Source organism: Burkholderia pyrrocinia (assembly GCF_003330765.1).
GTDB classification, from domain to species: Bacteria; Pseudomonadota; Gammaproteobacteria; order Burkholderiales; family Burkholderiaceae; genus Burkholderia; species Burkholderia pyrrocinia_B.
In genome coordinates this window covers 3,073,846-3,087,569 of sequence record NZ_CP024903.1, presented here as the reverse complement: position 1 = coordinate 3,087,569, position 13,724 = coordinate 3,073,846, and the positions used below count along the sequence as shown (strand labels likewise).

13 protein-coding genes are annotated in these 13,724 nt (G+C 67.7%); 5 read left to right on the top strand and 8 right to left on the bottom strand.

Annotation, left to right across the window (positions count from 1 at the left end):
- The 5 genes from CUJ89_RS31695 to CUJ89_RS31675 all read right to left on the bottom strand — a co-directional run bounded on the left by CUJ89_RS31695 (position 1) and on the right by CUJ89_RS31675 (position 5,621).
- Entirely contained in the window at positions 1 to 948 is a 948-nt protein-coding gene (locus tag CUJ89_RS31695) for a YncE family protein (protein WP_114181171.1), read from the bottom strand.
- 43 nt (positions 949 to 991) lie between these two features.
- Entirely contained in the window at positions 992 to 2,284 is a 1,293-nt protein-coding gene (locus tag CUJ89_RS31690) for an MFS transporter (RefSeq protein WP_114181170.1), read from the bottom strand.
- Between the two features lie 127 nt (positions 2,285 to 2,411).
- A complete protein-coding gene (locus CUJ89_RS31685) occupies positions 2,412 to 3,329 on the bottom strand; it encodes a dihydrodipicolinate synthase family protein (RefSeq protein WP_114181169.1) in 918 nt (305 codons plus the stop codon).
- A 7-nt stretch (positions 3,330 to 3,336) separates the two neighbouring features.
- Entirely contained in the window at positions 3,337 to 4,509 is a 1,173-nt protein-coding gene (locus CUJ89_RS31680; RefSeq protein ID WP_114181168.1) for an L-rhamnonate dehydratase, read from the bottom strand.
- A gap of 56 nt (positions 4,510 to 4,565) precedes the next feature.
- Positions 4,566 to 5,621: a 4-hydroxythreonine-4-phosphate dehydrogenase PdxA gene (locus CUJ89_RS31675; RefSeq protein ID WP_114181167.1), complete on the bottom strand. Its 1,056-nt coding sequence runs from the start codon at positions 5,619 to 5,621 to the stop codon at positions 4,566 to 4,568.
- Positions 5,622 to 5,736: 115 nt separating this feature from the next.
- Between CUJ89_RS31675 and CUJ89_RS31670 the strand changes: the two genes are divergently transcribed.
- On the top strand, positions 5,737 to 6,684 hold the full coding sequence (locus CUJ89_RS31670; protein WP_114181166.1) for a LysR family transcriptional regulator: 948 nt from the start codon (positions 5,737 to 5,739) through the stop codon (positions 6,682 to 6,684).
- Between the two features lie 113 nt (positions 6,685 to 6,797).
- On the opposite strand, the gene CUJ89_RS31665 is transcribed toward CUJ89_RS31670, so the two are convergent.
- Positions 6,798 to 8,072: an MFS transporter gene (locus CUJ89_RS31665; protein WP_114181165.1), complete on the bottom strand. Its 1,275-nt coding sequence runs from the start codon at positions 8,070 to 8,072 to the stop codon at positions 6,798 to 6,800.
- A gap of 223 nt (positions 8,073 to 8,295) precedes the next feature.
- On the opposite strand from CUJ89_RS31665, the gene CUJ89_RS38900 reads away from it, so the two are divergent.
- Positions 8,296 to 8,424, top strand: coding sequence for a hypothetical protein (locus tag CUJ89_RS38900; protein ID WP_265341767.1), 129 nt, complete (start codon positions 8,296 to 8,298; stop codon positions 8,422 to 8,424).
- A gap of 159 nt (positions 8,425 to 8,583) precedes the next feature.
- Here the strand turns inward: CUJ89_RS38900 and CUJ89_RS31660 are convergent, their stop codons facing one another.
- Complete coding sequence (locus tag CUJ89_RS31660) at positions 8,584 to 9,672, bottom strand: ATP-binding protein (protein ID WP_114181164.1); 1,089 nt, start codon at positions 9,670 to 9,672, stop codon at positions 8,584 to 8,586.
- The gene (locus CUJ89_RS31655) at positions 9,669 to 10,397 is read right to left on the bottom strand and encodes a response regulator (RefSeq protein WP_114181677.1); all 729 of its coding nucleotides are present in this window, start codon (positions 10,395 to 10,397) and stop codon (positions 9,669 to 9,671) included. Before CUJ89_RS31655 ends, CUJ89_RS31660 begins: the two co-directional genes overlap by 4 nt.
- Before the next feature lie 433 nt (positions 10,398 to 10,830).
- Here CUJ89_RS31655 and CUJ89_RS31650 point away from each other — a divergent pair, with 433 nt between their 5' ends.
- The 3 genes from CUJ89_RS31650 to CUJ89_RS31640 are packed head-to-tail and all read left to right on the top strand — an operon-like array spanning position 10,831 to position 13,700.
- Positions 10,831 to 12,315 carry a flavin monoamine oxidase family protein gene (locus tag CUJ89_RS31650; protein ID WP_114181163.1) on the top strand — a complete coding sequence of 495 codons (1,485 nt, stop codon included), beginning with the start codon at positions 10,831 to 10,833 and terminating at the stop codon, positions 12,313 to 12,315.
- A 12-nt stretch (positions 12,316 to 12,327) separates the two neighbouring features.
- Entirely contained in the window at positions 12,328 to 12,987 is a 660-nt protein-coding gene (locus CUJ89_RS31645) for a c-type cytochrome (RefSeq protein ID WP_114181162.1), read from the top strand.
- 35 nt (positions 12,988 to 13,022) lie between these two features.
- Positions 13,023 to 13,700, top strand: a complete 678-nt coding sequence (locus tag CUJ89_RS31640) for a hypothetical protein (protein ID WP_114181161.1) — start codon at positions 13,023 to 13,025, stop codon at positions 13,698 to 13,700.
- The last annotated feature ends 24 nt before the right edge of the window (positions 13,701 to 13,724 follow it).

The following is a 13,724-nucleotide window of genomic DNA, read 5'->3' as shown; positions in this document are numbered from 1 at the left end:
TCAGCGTGCTCCGGCGAGCACGTACGACGCATCGGGCTCGCGCAGCGTCGGCAACGCACCGACGAAACGCCAGGTATCGAGATCGAGTTCGCGCACGTAGTCGTCCTGGAACGACACGTAGGCGACGCGCCGCGACGGATGGAACGACAGCGCGGTCGGGTTCGCGGGCAGCGCGATGCGTTCGATCTCCTCGAGCTGCCGCGCATCGAACACGGAGATCGACCGTTCGCCCGAATTGGTCAGCAGCAGCAGGTCGCGGCCGTCCGGCGCGCTCGTCCGGTAGATGCGGTTCGGATCGCTGCGCGTCTTCACGCGCCGTCCGCAGGTCATCGTGGCGGTGTCGATCTCGACCAGCGTGTCGTCGCCGCGATTCGCGACGAACAGCGTGCGCTCGTCGCCCGACAGCGCATTGCCCTCGGGGCGCGGGCCGGGCATCACCGCGCGCGGCACGACCGTCGCATCGCGCGGATGGAACTGCGTGACGGTGTTCGACAGCAGGTGCACGCCGTACGCGCGGCTCGCGTCGCGCGTGAGCGTCACGAGGTGCGTCTTCACGCCGCCGGACGGCACGGCCATGTTCGGCACGGGCTGCCGGGTCGGTTCGTCGAACACGAGCAGCATGTCGTGCGCTTCGCTCATCGCGTACAGCCGGCCGTCGCGGTCGCTCGCCATGCCGTGCGGCCGGTAGTACGGCCACAGGTCGAGCATGCGCGTGTGCGTACGTTCGGCGAGGTCGATCTCGGCGATCCGGTGATCGCCTTCATGGCCGCGCGACCACGCGGTCTCGATCCCGAAGATGCCGACATACGCGTAGCGGTTGTTCACATCGACGGTGAATTCGTGCGGGAAATTCGGCAGCACGATGTGCTTGAGCGCCGTTTTCGTGTCGAGGTCGTAGAAACTGAAGGTATGGGCGCATTTCTGCACCAGCAGCAGGATGTCGTTCAAGGTGTGTCTCCGTTGTTTCGTTCGCGGGCCCGCGTATCGGGTATCAGTCCTCGCAGCGCTTTGGCAGCATCAGCGCGAGCAGGCCGGCCACCGCGAGCGTGACCGCGAGGCTGACCACGCCGGCGGCTGCGCTCACGTGCTGGGTCAGCACGCCGACCGCATACGGGCCGCAGAAGCCGCCGAGATTGCCGAGCGCATTGATCAGGCCGCGCGCGCTGCCGGCCGTCTCGACGCTGCAGAGTTTCGGCGGAATCGCCCAGAACACGCCGGCGGCCGCCTGCAGGAAGAAGCCGCAGCCGATCAGGAACGTGAACGACACGGCCATCGACGCGTGCGTGAGCACCGACAGCGCGAGGCACGCGGCGAAGCCGACGAGCGGCAGCAGCACGAACAGGCGTCGCTTGCCGGTTCGGTCAGACAAATACGACGTGACGAACATCCCGATCACCATCGCGACATACGGCAGCATCGCGAGCAAGCCGACCTTGCCCATCCCGCTGTGCGTGAGGTTTTTCAGCAGCGTCGGCAACCACATCGTATAGCCGTAGATGCCGACCTGATAGCAGAAGTTGATGGCGATGAGCAGCCAGATCGTCGGGTTGCGCAGCAGCTCGCCGAACGATGCCGCGGCCGGCGTGCCGGCCGCGCGCTTGCGTTCCTGCTCGTCGCGCAGCGCGTCGAGGATGTACGCCTTCTCGCGCGGCGACACCCAGCGCGCGGTCTCCGGGCCGTCGTCGGCGAACAGCATCCACGCGACCAGACACAGCAGCGACAGCGCGCCCGCGCTGAAGAACAGGTGACGCCAGTCGTACGCGGCGAGGATGAAGCCGGACAGCGGTGCGGTGATCATGCCGGCGAGCGGCACGAACATGATGACCATCGCATTCGCGCGGCCGCGTTCGCGGTCGGGAAACCAGTGGCTGACCATCGTGAGCACGACGGGCAGCATCCCGCCCTCGGCCACCCCGAGCAGGAAGCGCAATGTCAACAGTTCCCAGGTGTGCGTGACGAGCCCGGTCAGCACCGACAGCGCGGCCCAGCTCACGAGCGACCAGGCGATGAATTTCTTGCCGCTGCCGAGCGCCGCGCGCCGGCCGCCGGGAATCTGCAGGAACAGGTAGCCGAAGAAGAAGATGCCGCCGGCGAGACCGGCCATCGTCGCGTCCATGCCGAGATCGGCGTTCATCCCGCCGGGCATCGCGAACGCGATGTTCACGCGGTCCATGTAGGAAATGATGCAGGCGAGCAGCAGCGGCGGAATCACGCGCAGCCAGCGGCGGCGCGGAATGGCTTCGCCGGCTTCGTACGCCGGGGTGGCCGGGGTCAACAGGTTCATGGTGTCTCCATTCAGTTTGGGTAGTCGGCCGCGGCGGCCTTCTGATGGGCCGCTGTCTTGCCGTGGCGAACCGGCGGGTGCCGGCCGCCGACGCGCGACGCCTCCGCGTCGCGCCTGCATCCGATGTCTAGCGTCCCCAGCGCAGCACGAGCGGATCGAGCCGCCGCGCCGTATCGAGCAGGCCCGCGCGCACCTGCGGATGCAGTTCGGGCCACGGCGCGCGCGGCTGGTCGCACGCGATCACGCCGCCTGCCCGCATCAGCGCCTTCGCGGTCAGGAAGCCCGACTGACGGTTCTCGTAGTTGATCAGCGGCAGCCAGCGCGCGTACTGCTCGCACGCTTCATCGCGGCGCCCGGCGAAATACGCATCGGTGATCCGGCGAATCCCGTCCGGATAACCACCGCCCGTCATCGCGCCGGTTGCGCCGGCATCGAGATCGGCAAGCAGCGTGATGCCTTCCTCGCCGTCCCACGGGCCCTCGACCGCGTCGCCGCCGAGCGCGATCAGCTCGCGCAGCTTCGACGCGGCGCCGGCCGTCTCGATCTTGAAATACGACACGGCGTCGATCTCGCGCGCGAGCGTCGCGAGAAACGGCGCGGACAGCGCGACGCCGCTCGCGGGCGCGTCCTGGATCATCAGCGGAATGCGGAGCCCGTCGGCTGCTTCGGCGAAGAACGCGCGAACCTGCGCTTCGGGCACGCGGAACGTCGCGCCGTGGTACGGCGGCATCACCATGACCATCGCCGCGCCGAGCGCCTGCGCGCGCCGGTTGCGTTCCGCGCAGATCCGCGCGCTGAAATGCGACGTCGTGACGATCACCGGCACGCGGCCCGCGACGTGCTCGAGCGTGGTGCGCGTGATCAGGTCGCGTTCGTCGTCGCCGAGCGCGAATTGCTCGGAGTAGTTCGCGTGGATGCAGAGGCCCTGCGAACCGGCATCGATCATGAAGTCGAGGCAGCGGCGCTGGCCGTCGAGATCGAGTGCGCCGTGCGCGTCGAAGATCGTCGGCGCGACCGGAAAGACGCCCTGGTAGCGTGCGTTCATGGTTGCCTCACTCGACGATGTCGAACTGGTCGAGGAATTCGGTCTTCAGCGTGAGACCGAGGCCCGGCACGTCGTCGCGCAGTTGCAGGAAGCCGTTCTCGGCCACCGGCTCGCCGTCGAAGATGTAATAGAACAGCTCGTTGCCGACCTCGACGTCGAACATCGGGAAGTACTCGCTCATCGGCGACGCGAGCGTGCTCATCGTCAGGTGATAGTTGTGCATCTGGCCCGCATGCGGAATCACCGGCACGCTGTACGCTTCGCACAGCGCGTTGATCTTGTGCGCCATCGTGATCCCGCCGACGCGGTTGGTGTCGTACTGGACGACCGACACGGCCTTGCGGTCGAGCAGTTGCTTGAAGCCGTACAGCGAGAACTCGTGCTCGCCGCCGGAGATCGGAATGCGCGTCAGTTGATTCAGCTCCGCGTAGCCGTCGATGTCGTCGGCGATCACCGGTTCTTCGAGCCAGCGCGGCTGGTATTTCTCGAGCTTCGGCAGGATGCGCTTCGCATACTCGAGATTCCAGCCCATGTAGCATTCGAGCATCAGGTCGTTGTCGTAGCCGATCACCTCGCGGATCGCCGCGACCGACTTCAGGTTCTCGACCACCCCCTGCTGCCCGTGCGCGGGCCCATAGCCGAAGCGCATCTTGAACGCGCGGAAGCCTTCGGCGAGATAGCGCTGCGCCTCGTCCTGCATCGCCTTCAGGTCGGTGCGGTAGAGCTTCGAGTAGTAGCAGGGAATCTTTTCCTTGGTGCGGCCGCCGAGCAGCTTGAACACCGGCTTGCCGACGCTCTTGCCGAGGATGTCCCAGATCGCGATATCGACCGCCGAGATGGCCGCCATGCCGATGCCCTTGCGGCCCCATGCGTGGGTCGCGCGATACATCCGCTGGTTCAGGTATTCGTAGTCCCACGGGTCCTGGCCGATCACGAGCGGCGCGAGGTACTGGTCGATGATGACCTTCGCGACGTGCGGCGCGAGCGCGACGTTGCCGAGGCCGACGATGCCGTCGTCGGTCTCGACTTCGACGACGGTCCACGCATGGAAGCGGAACGTGCTCATCGTTTCCTGCGGCGCATACAGCAGGTCCATCGCGTTCGAGCAGAAGTTGCCTTGCGGTGGCACGGTCTTGCCTTTCCACTGGAATACGCGGGCGCGCACGGATCGGATTTTCATCGGGATGTCTCCGGAAGTTCGGTGTTGTCGTGAGAAGCGGTCGGCCGGCGTGGCCGTCATGCGGAAACGGGCTGCGTGCGGCGCGCGGCGCCCATCCGGCACGCGATCTGCAACGCCTGCCAGGTCGCGCCGACGTCGGCGGTGCCGCGGCCCGCGATGTCGTACGCGGTGCCGTGCGCGGGCGTCGTGATCGGCACGGGCAGCCCGCCCTGCACGGTCACGCCGCGCGAGAAGCCGAGCAGCTTGATCGCGATCTGCCCCTGGTCGTGGTACATCGTGACGATCGCCTGGTAGTCGCCGGCCTGCGCCTTCAGGAAAATCGTGTCGGCGGGGAACGGGCCGTGGAACGGCGCGTCGGTCGGCCAGTCGCGCGACTGCAGCTTGCGGACCGCGGGTTCGATGATGTCGACTTCCTCGCGGCCGCAACTGCCGCCGTCGCCGCCGTGCGGGTTGAATGCGGCGATCGCCACCTTCGGTGCGGCGACGCCGTTCGCGAGCAGCGACCGGTAGATCAGTTCGGATGCCTGTTCGATCCGCTCGATGCTCAGGCAGCCCGCCGCGTCTTTCAGCGGAATATGCGACGAGATGCGCGCGGTCCACAGTTCGCCGAGCGTATTGAATTCGCAGAAATAGCCGGTCACATCGAGCGCCGCGGCGAAGTGGTGCAGTTCGTCGTCGTGCTTCAGCCCGCCGAGCTTCATCGCGTACTTGTTCAGCGGCGCAAAGCAGATCGCGTCGATGTCGCCGGCGAGCGCGGCGTCGAGGCACCGGTCGAGCACGGCGAGCGTCGAGCGGCCGCCGGCCGCGCCGGCCTGGCCGACCGTGACCTGCGCGGGATCGACCGTATCGACTTCGACGAACGCGGCGCGCGCGATCGACGGCCGGCCGCGTACGGCAGCCAGCGACGCGACGGGTTCGACGTCGACCTGCACGCCGGCGACGCGCTGGCCGGCTTCCCACAGCCAGCGATCGCCGATCAGCACGAGATTCGCGTGCGCCGTCGCGTCGGGCCGCGCGAGCAGTTTCGCGATCAGTTCGGCGCCGATGCCGGCGGGGTCGCCGAGCGTCAGCGCGACGACAGGCAGGGTGGCGGCGGTGGGTTGGGTATGCATGCTGCGTCTCCGGTGGCGGCGCGTGGCCGTTCGTGTATGGGGTTCATGCTAGGTAGACGGAATGAGTCGGTAAATTGAAAACTCTTGATGAATCGATAACCTGGAGTAATCAAAGATGGGCTCGATCGACCGACGAGACTCGACACCGCAGTTGCTGAACCGGCTGCGCATGCGACAGATCGCGTTGCTGCTTGCCGTGGACGAATGCTCGACGCTGCGCGCGGCGGCCGAGCAGATGGGCCTGACGCAGCCAGCCGCGACGAAGATGCTGGCCGAACTGGAGAGCGCGCTCGGCCAGCGGCTGTTCGATCGCGTCGGGCGCGGGCTCGTGCTGAATCCGGCCGGCGAGCGCGTGCTCGGCTATTTCCGCGGGATTCGCGGCAGCATGGAGGCGCTGAACCGCGAGCTCGGCGAACTGCAGCTCGGCAGCGCGGGGCGGCTGGCGATCGGCAGCATCATGGCGGCGTCGCCGGGGCGGCTCACCGAGGCGCTGGTGCAACTGAAGGCGCGTTATCCGCTGCTCGCGATCGACATCGCGGTCGACACGAGCGACCGGCTGATGCCGCAGCTTCGCGAAGGCGTGCTCGAAGTGGTGATCGGGCGCAACGCCGGGACCGACTGCGACTTCCGCGTGGTCGACGATGAGGCGCTCGCGATCATCGCCGGCCGCGACCATCCGCTCGCGGGCGCCGGGCCGGTCGAATTCGATGCGCTGCTCGATTACGCATGGATCCTGCAGCCGGCCGGCAGCCCGGCGCGCGAGGTCGTCGAGCGCGAGTTCCGCGCGCGTCACCAGCCGATGCCGCGCGGGCTGGTCGAAACGGGCTCGATCCTGACCACGATGAACCTGGTCGACCGTTCGCCCATGCTCGGCGTGATTCCGCTGACGGTCGCGCAGCGCAACGCGGCGCACGGGCTCGTCGCGATCATCGATTACGCGCTCGAACAGAAGCTGCCGTCGTACGGCAGCATCGTGCGGCGCGACCGGCCGCTGAGTATCCCCGCGCAGCAGTTTCTCGCGCTGTTTCACCGGGAGGGTGGCGCGGACGACGACGGTGCTTGAGGGGAGTTTCGTCGGCCGCGCCGATCACGCATCGCGGAACGCGGCGATGCGTGATGGCGCCCCGTGCGCGCCGTGCGATAGGGGTGACGCAGGCGAAGCGGCGGCGAAGCGCTTCAGCGCGCCGACGGCGCGGCGGGTGCGTCGGCGAGCGTCGGCATCGATTCCGACAGCGTGCGGTCCGGGCGGATCCGCAGCGCGGCGACGATGCCGATCAGCAGCATCGCGACCGAGCCGATGAACGGTAGCGTCCAGTTGCCCGTGCGATCGACGAGATAGCCGAACAGGATCGGCGACAGGATGCCCGAGATCGCGGAACCCGCGTTCATCATCCCGCTCGCGATGCCGGCGTGGGCTGGCGCGATGTCGCTCGGCACGGCCCAGATCGGCCCGATCGTCAGTTCGAGGCACAGGAACGATCCCGACAGGCACAGCGCGACGCCGCCCGTGGAATGCACGAATGCGAGCGGCAGCAGGCACAGGAGCGCGCCGGCGAAGCTCGTGACGATCACGCTCTGGCGCGACAGCGCGAGGTTGCCGGTTTTCCGGTAGATCCGGTCGCAGAGCCAGCCGCCGAGCGTATCGCCGACCACGCCCGCGAAGAACACGCCGGACGCGAACAGCGCGGTCGATTTGAGGTTCAGGCCCTGGCCGTTCAGGAAGAACGTCGGCAGCCACGTGAAGAACAGCCACGCGGTCCAGCCGTAGCAGAAGTAGACGAAGATCGTCGGCGCCATCCGGCGGAACAGCGGACCCCACGGCGTCGGGCCGGCCGGCGGCGCGCGGCGGGCGGCGCCGCGTGCGCGGCCGTCGTCGTCGCCGAGCGGATGTTCGCGGAAGCCGACGATCCACCACGCGAGCCACACCAGCGTCACCGCGCCGATCACGAAGAACGCGGCGCGCCACGACAGCCACGTCATCAGCGCGGCGACGATCGGCGGCGTGACCGCGTTGCCGAGCCGCGAGAACGAATGCGTGAAGCCCTGAACGACGCCGCGCCGCTCGCGCGGGAACCAGTGCGTGATCGCGCGGGCCTGCGCGGGCAGCGTCGCGCCTTCGCCGATGCCGAGCAGCAGGCGCGCAGCGAACAGCAGCGTGAGGCTGTGCACGAACCCGGTGGTGAAGGTCGATACGACCCAGATCAGCCCGCAGCCGATCAGCGTGATGCGGGCGCCGAACCGGTCGGCGATCCAGCCGCCGCCGATCTGGCAGATTGCATACGAATACGCGAACGCGGAGAATGCGACGCCGAGCTCGGTGTTCGACAGCCCGAGCTCGGCCTTGATCGCGCCAGCCGCGGTCGCGAGGTTGACGCGGTCGACGTACAGGATGAACGAAAGCGCGCACAGCAGCCACAGGGTGTGGCGCCGTTGACGGTGGTCGCTAGGCATGTGTCTCACTCCATTCTCGTGCGCGGCGTTGCAATGACGCCGCGCTTGATTGGTGGGGCCAGCATCGCGCGGCGGCGGAGACACTGTCTAATGAATCTTTTGGATCAATTGATAACCTCAGGCATTCATTCGCCAGTCGGGCCGCCGCGCGCGCCGGGCCGGGCCGGGCAGGTGAGGCAACGCGACGCCCGGGCGGGACGGGATCGCGCAGGCAGGTGAGACAGTGAACGATATCGACGAACTTTCGCTTCATCAGGACAGCCGCTTCTGGCGGTTGCCGCTGGTGAAATGGTGGATCCAGGGGCGCTGCCGCAACGGCTATGCGTTCCGGTTGCTCATGGGCCGCGGCTGAAATTCGACCGGGCGGGCGCGGTGCGTGCGGTCGTGGTGCGGGGGCCGGCGGAGAAAGCGACGGTGTCCGTGACGGCGTACACGGTGCTGCAGTTCATTCCGCCGCTCGAGCAGATCGGGCGCGAGCCGCAGGCGGGACGCGGCGCGGCCCGCGCCGGCATCAATTCGCCGGAAAGCGCTCGTTTTCGGGCGCCGGCACGAGGTTGTCGGGCCACTGCACCTCGAACCGCGTGCCACCCGTGCCGGTCGGCACGCAGACAGCTTCGCCGCCGTGCGCATGCGCGATCGCCGCGACGACGGCGAGCCCGAGGCCGCTGCCGCCGGGCTGCGTATCGTCGACGCGCCGGAATGCCTGGAACACATGCGGCGCGAAATCGGCCGGGATGCCGGGGCCGTCGTCCTCGACGCGCAGCCGGCACATGCCCCGTTCGATGCAGGTGTCGATGCGGATCTTGCCCGGCACCGCATGGCGACGCGCGTTCTCCAGCAGCGCCAGCAGCGCCTGACGGATCCGGACCGGGTCGCAGCGCATCGGCCGCGCGTCGAGGTCGAGCACCGGGTGCTGGCCGGCGGCCTGCATCGCGTGCGCGAACACGTCGACGACGGCCCGGATCTCCGCGGCGAGATCGATGTCGCGGATCTCGATGCTCAGGTGGCCGCTATCCGCGAGGCTGACCACGCGCAGATCCTCGATCAGCCGCGTCAACCCTTCGACCTGCGCGAGCAGGCTGCGGAACTGGGCTTCGCTCGGCGTGAACACACCTTCGGCGAGCCCTTGCAGCCGCCCGCGCAGCACGGTGACGGGCGTGCGCAGTTCGTGCGCGATCGCCGCGTTCCAGAACGTCTGTTCGTCGGTCACGCGCTGCAGTTCGCTCGCGAGCGCGTTGAAATTGTCGGCGAGCAGCGCCGCTTCGTGCAGCGAACGATCGCCGGCCATGGCGCGCGCGTCGAGATCGCCGCGCGCGACGCGGCGAATGCTGTCCGTCACCGAGTTGAGCGGCACGAGGATGCGGCGCGACAGGTTGACCGCGACAATGATGGAGATCACGAGACCGACCAGTGTGGTCGAGATCAGCCACACCCACTCCGGCCCGGTCGGCGCCCAGCCCGACTGGTTGAATTCCGCGGGCCAGTACTTGTAGGCGACGTAGTAGAACGCGTAGGCCGTCACGACGACCAGCAGCGTCACGCCAAATGCCATCGCGCCCATCGTCAGCGCGATCTGGCGGCTCAGGCCATCGAGCTTCAATCGCCGCTCCACAGTTTGTAGCCGACGCCGCGCACGCTCACCGGTACGCCCGCAACACCGAGATCGTCGAGCTTCTTGCGCAGCTTGCTGACGTGGCTGTCGACCGTGCGCTCCAGCGCGTCGCCTTCCGGCAGGCAGGTGGCCATCAGCTCGGCGCGGCTGAACACGCGGCGCGGCGCGCGCGCGAGCTGCGCGAGCAGCTTGAATTCGGTGAGCGTCAGCACGAGCGTGTGGCGCTCGCTTCCGACTTCGACCGTCGCTTCGTGGCGTTCGAGATCGATCTCGAACGGTGCGGCGCGCAACACGCGCTGTTCTTCCTGGCGCGAGCCCGCCATCGAGCGGCGCAGCACCGCCTGTGCGCGTGCGACGACTTCGGCGGGATTGAACGGCTTCACGACGTAGTCGTCGGCGCCGATGCGCAGGCCCGTGAGCTTGTCGATGTCCTGGTCGAGCGCGGTCAGCATGATGACGGGCGTGTCGCCGCGATGGCGGATCTCGGCGAGCACCTTCCAGCCGTCGACGTGCGGCATCTGCACGTCGAGCAGCACGAGATCGGGCTTGAGCTGTAGATGCAGTTCCAGCGCGCGGCGGCCGTCGGCGGCATGCACGCTGCGCAGGCCGCTGCGTGCCAGATAGGCGGTGAGGATCTCGGCGATTTCGGGCTCGTCCTCGGCGATGAGGACGAGCGCCTGGCCGGCGCCGGAAGGTGAAGAAAGTTCGGGCATGGCCATTCGTTCAGGTTCGTCAGGGGATTTCCATCGAATCTCCATACTACCGCATGGGCCCGTTCATCGAACGAAGGCAGGGGGCGCGCATCGCCGGCCTGCATGGCGGGCCGAGTCTTTCCGGGACCTTTCATCGTCGCCGGGAGGCGCGTCAGGACAGGGGAATACCCTGTCTTTTTTTTTCTAATCCGTTTTATGTATCATGACCTAACTTTTGCAACATGTACTAATTAAGGCGGCCGGCGGATCCTTATCGGTAAAAGGAACATCGACGCGGGTACAGGAAGGACTGCGAACCGTGAACGCATGTGGACCGGCGGCAGGCGAAGGGGCTTCAGGTTGCATTCAGTCGTCAGATTCCGCGCGAGCGCGGGGCGTGTGCCGTCGAGGCGCGCCATCGTTCGCGTCATTTGCAGGCAGTCATCCATACACCATGTTCAAAAAGTCATCCCCCAACGCGTTGGCCGACATGCAGCGTCGGCAGTGGCTCAAGGTCGCGGGCGCATCCGTCGCGATGGGCGGCCTCGCGATCGGCGCGTCGCGTGCGAGCGCCGATGTCGCGCCCGGCGCCGCTGACGCGGGCGACGTGCTCGACGTCGCGATCATCGGCGCGGGCCTGGCCGGCCTGACGGCCGCGCGCGACCTGCGCTACGCGGGCTGCGAATCCTTCGTCGTGCTCGAGGCCCGCGATCGCGTGGGCGGCCGCACGCTCAACTACGACGTGGGCGGCGGCTACGTGACCGAAGTCGGCGGCCAGTGGATCGGCCCGGGCCAGACCGCGGTCGCGGATCTCGCCCGTGAACTGGAAGTCGGCACGTTCCCGAGCTACTACGCGGGCAAGACGGTCATTCTCGGCGGCGACGGCCGCGTGGCGCTCGATCTGCAGGGCACCTTCGGCACCGACGAGGCGATGGCCGCGAAGCTCAGCCGGCTGTCGCGCGACGTGCCGTCGGGCGCGCCGTGGACGTCGCCGAAGGTGGCCGAACTCGACCGGCTGTCCGTCGGCGACTGGCTCGCGCGGCAGGACATCAAGCCCGAGGACCGGGTGAGCTGGAACGGCTCGATCGCGCTGTCGGGCGGCGTCATGCCGGCGAAGATGGGGCTGCTGCATTTCCTGTCGATGGTCAATTCCGCCGACTGCGATTACACGCAGCTCGATTCGATCCGGCACAGCGCGCAGGAAACCCGTTTCGTCGGCGGCTCGCAGGTCCTCAGCATCCGGATGGCGCAGCAGCTCGGCGACAAGGTGCGCCTGTCGACGCCGGTGCGCCGGATCGCCGGCTGGGATCGAGACGTCGTCACGCTGCAGACGGATCGCGGCACGGTGCGCGCGCGCAAGGTGGTGATGGCGATCCATCCGGCGCTGTGCCATCAGGTGCAGTTCGATCCGCCGCTGCCGGCGCAGCGCGACGCGCTGCAGCGCGCATGGCCGGCCCACTCGCCGGCGCGCAAGACCGCGATGGTCTATCGCCGTCCGTTCTGGCGCGACAAGGGGCTGAACGGCCATATCTTCCAGCCCGACGGGCCGATCATCTGGGCGTACGACAACTCGCCGCCGGGCGGCGAGATCGGCGTGATCAACGCGTTCGTCCTGAACGCGATGCTGCCGTCGGACCTGCAGGCCGCGAAGCAGATGCTCGCCGGATTCTATGCACGGGCGTGGGGCGACGACGCGCTGTCGCCGGTGTCGTACCACGATCGCGACTGGGGCAAGGACGACCCGTGGACGCTCACTTGCGTGTCGGCGATTCCGCCGGGTTTCTGGAGTGCGCACGGCGAAGCGCTGCGCGCGCCGTGCGGGAACCTGATCTGGTCGGGCACCGAAACCGCGAACATCTGGGCCGGCTACATGGACGGCGCCGTTCGTTCGGGCCATCAGGGCGCGCTGCAGGCGCTCAACGCATTGCGTCGCGCATAAAGGAGAGCGGAGATGAAGAAACGCATGCTGTTGCTCGCCGCGCTCGCGATCGTCGTCGCGCTGCTGGCCTTCTATGGCCCCGGACTGCTCGATCTGTATCGGCTGCAGCGCCATGTCGCCGAGGCGGCGGAAGCCAACCAGGCCGACGGCGGCGCATGGCCGCGGCTCACCGACGTGTGCATGGGCTGTCACGGCGCGAAAGGCACGTCGCTCAACGAGGCCTACCCGAGCCTCGCGGGGCAACCGGCCCAGTACGTGGCCGCGCAGCTTCATGCGTTCGCGAGCGGCCAGCGGGCGAACCCGACGATGGGGCCGCTCGCGATGACGCTGAGCGAAGCGGAGATCGCGCATCTGGCCGACTACTACGCGAAGCAGGCTGCCATCGACAACGGCTACTTCAAGCCGGACGCCCGGCTGCGCGCGAAGGGCGAGCAACTGGTGACGGGCGGCGCGTGTGTCGCCTGCCATGGCGCGCGGCTGACGGGTCAGGCGCAGTTCCCGCGTCTGGCCGGGCAGGGCTACGACTACCTCGTGGCGCAGCTCGACGCGTTTGCGAAGGGCACGCGCAGCGAGGCCACGGGCACGATGCAGCGCGTCGCGCAGGCGATGTCGGCGGACGATCGCGCGGCGGTCGCCACCTATCTCGCCAGCATCAGCCCCGACCGGCATTGAATCATCGAACGCAATCGATTTCGGGAGTTTGGATCATGGATCTCAAGTCACTCATGCTTTGCTTTTCCAGCGTCGCGCTCGCGACGACGACCGGCCTCTACGGTTTGAAGTTCGTCCGCAAGCGCAACTACCTGCTCGGTCTCGAGTGGTGGGTCGTCACGGTTTCGTCGACGAACGCGCTGATCTTCTTTGCGACCGGCTCGCCGTTTTTCTACGGCATCTCGCACTTCCTCGATGCGTTCTCGCGCGGCTTCGGGATGCCGCTCATCGCGGTCGCGGGCCTGATGACCGTGACGCACGGCTACCGGCCGTCGGCGTGGCAGGACGTGCTGCTGTTCGGAATCGCGACCGTCGGCACGATCGTGCTGGTGGCGGCCGGATTCGTGAAAGAAGTGCTGCCTTACTTCTATGTCGCGATGTGGGGTTTGCTCGCGCTCTATCTCGCGTACTTCGCGACGCGGCTATTGCGCGCGGGGCAGCCGTTCCACGCGTTGACGACGATCGTGGCGCTGGTCTGTTCGCTGGCGATCGCGTGCATCTACGACTTCTACAAGATCCCGGGCGAGGAAACCAACGTCGTATTCAATTTCTACGTGCTCGCGCTGCTCACGTGGTCGTACTTCACGGTCGCGATCTATTACGCGTACTGCGCGCTGGAGCGTGCGCAGGGGCGGACCAACGCGGACACCGGCGTTTTGTCGTATTCGAAATGAATAGACATCCTGATCGAACGAGCG

Excerpts from the sequence above, each read along its gene's own strand:
- CUJ89_RS31685 (WP_114181169.1), bottom strand. The coding sequence starts at position 3,329 with ATGAACGCACGCTACCAGGGCGTCTTTCCGGTCGCGCCGACGATCTTC.
- CUJ89_RS31665 (WP_114181165.1), bottom strand. The coding sequence starts at position 8,072 with ATGCCTAGCGACCACCGTCAACGGCGCCACACCCTGTGGCTGCTGTGC.
- CUJ89_RS31640 (WP_114181161.1), top strand. The coding sequence starts at position 13,023 with ATGGATCTCAAGTCACTCATGCTTTGCTTTTCCAGCGTCGCGCTCGCG.
- CUJ89_RS31675 (WP_114181167.1), bottom strand. The coding sequence starts at position 5,621 with ATGCATACCCAACCCACCGCCGCCACCCTGCCTGTCGTCGCGCTGACG.
- CUJ89_RS31680 (WP_114181168.1), bottom strand. The coding sequence starts at position 4,509 with ATGAAAATCCGATCCGTGCGCGCCCGCGTATTCCAGTGGAAAGGCAAG.
- CUJ89_RS31645 (WP_114181162.1), top strand. The coding sequence starts at position 12,328 with ATGAAGAAACGCATGCTGTTGCTCGCCGCGCTCGCGATCGTCGTCGCG.
- CUJ89_RS31670 (WP_114181166.1), top strand. The coding sequence starts at position 5,737 with ATGGGCTCGATCGACCGACGAGACTCGACACCGCAGTTGCTGAACCGG.
- CUJ89_RS31650 (WP_114181163.1), top strand. The coding sequence starts at position 10,831 with ATGTTCAAAAAGTCATCCCCCAACGCGTTGGCCGACATGCAGCGTCGG.
- CUJ89_RS31690 (WP_114181170.1), bottom strand. The coding sequence starts at position 2,284 with ATGAACCTGTTGACCCCGGCCACCCCGGCGTACGAAGCCGGCGAAGCC.
- CUJ89_RS31655 (WP_114181677.1), bottom strand. The coding sequence starts at position 10,397 with ATGCCCGAACTTTCTTCACCTTCCGGCGCCGGCCAGGCGCTCGTCCTC.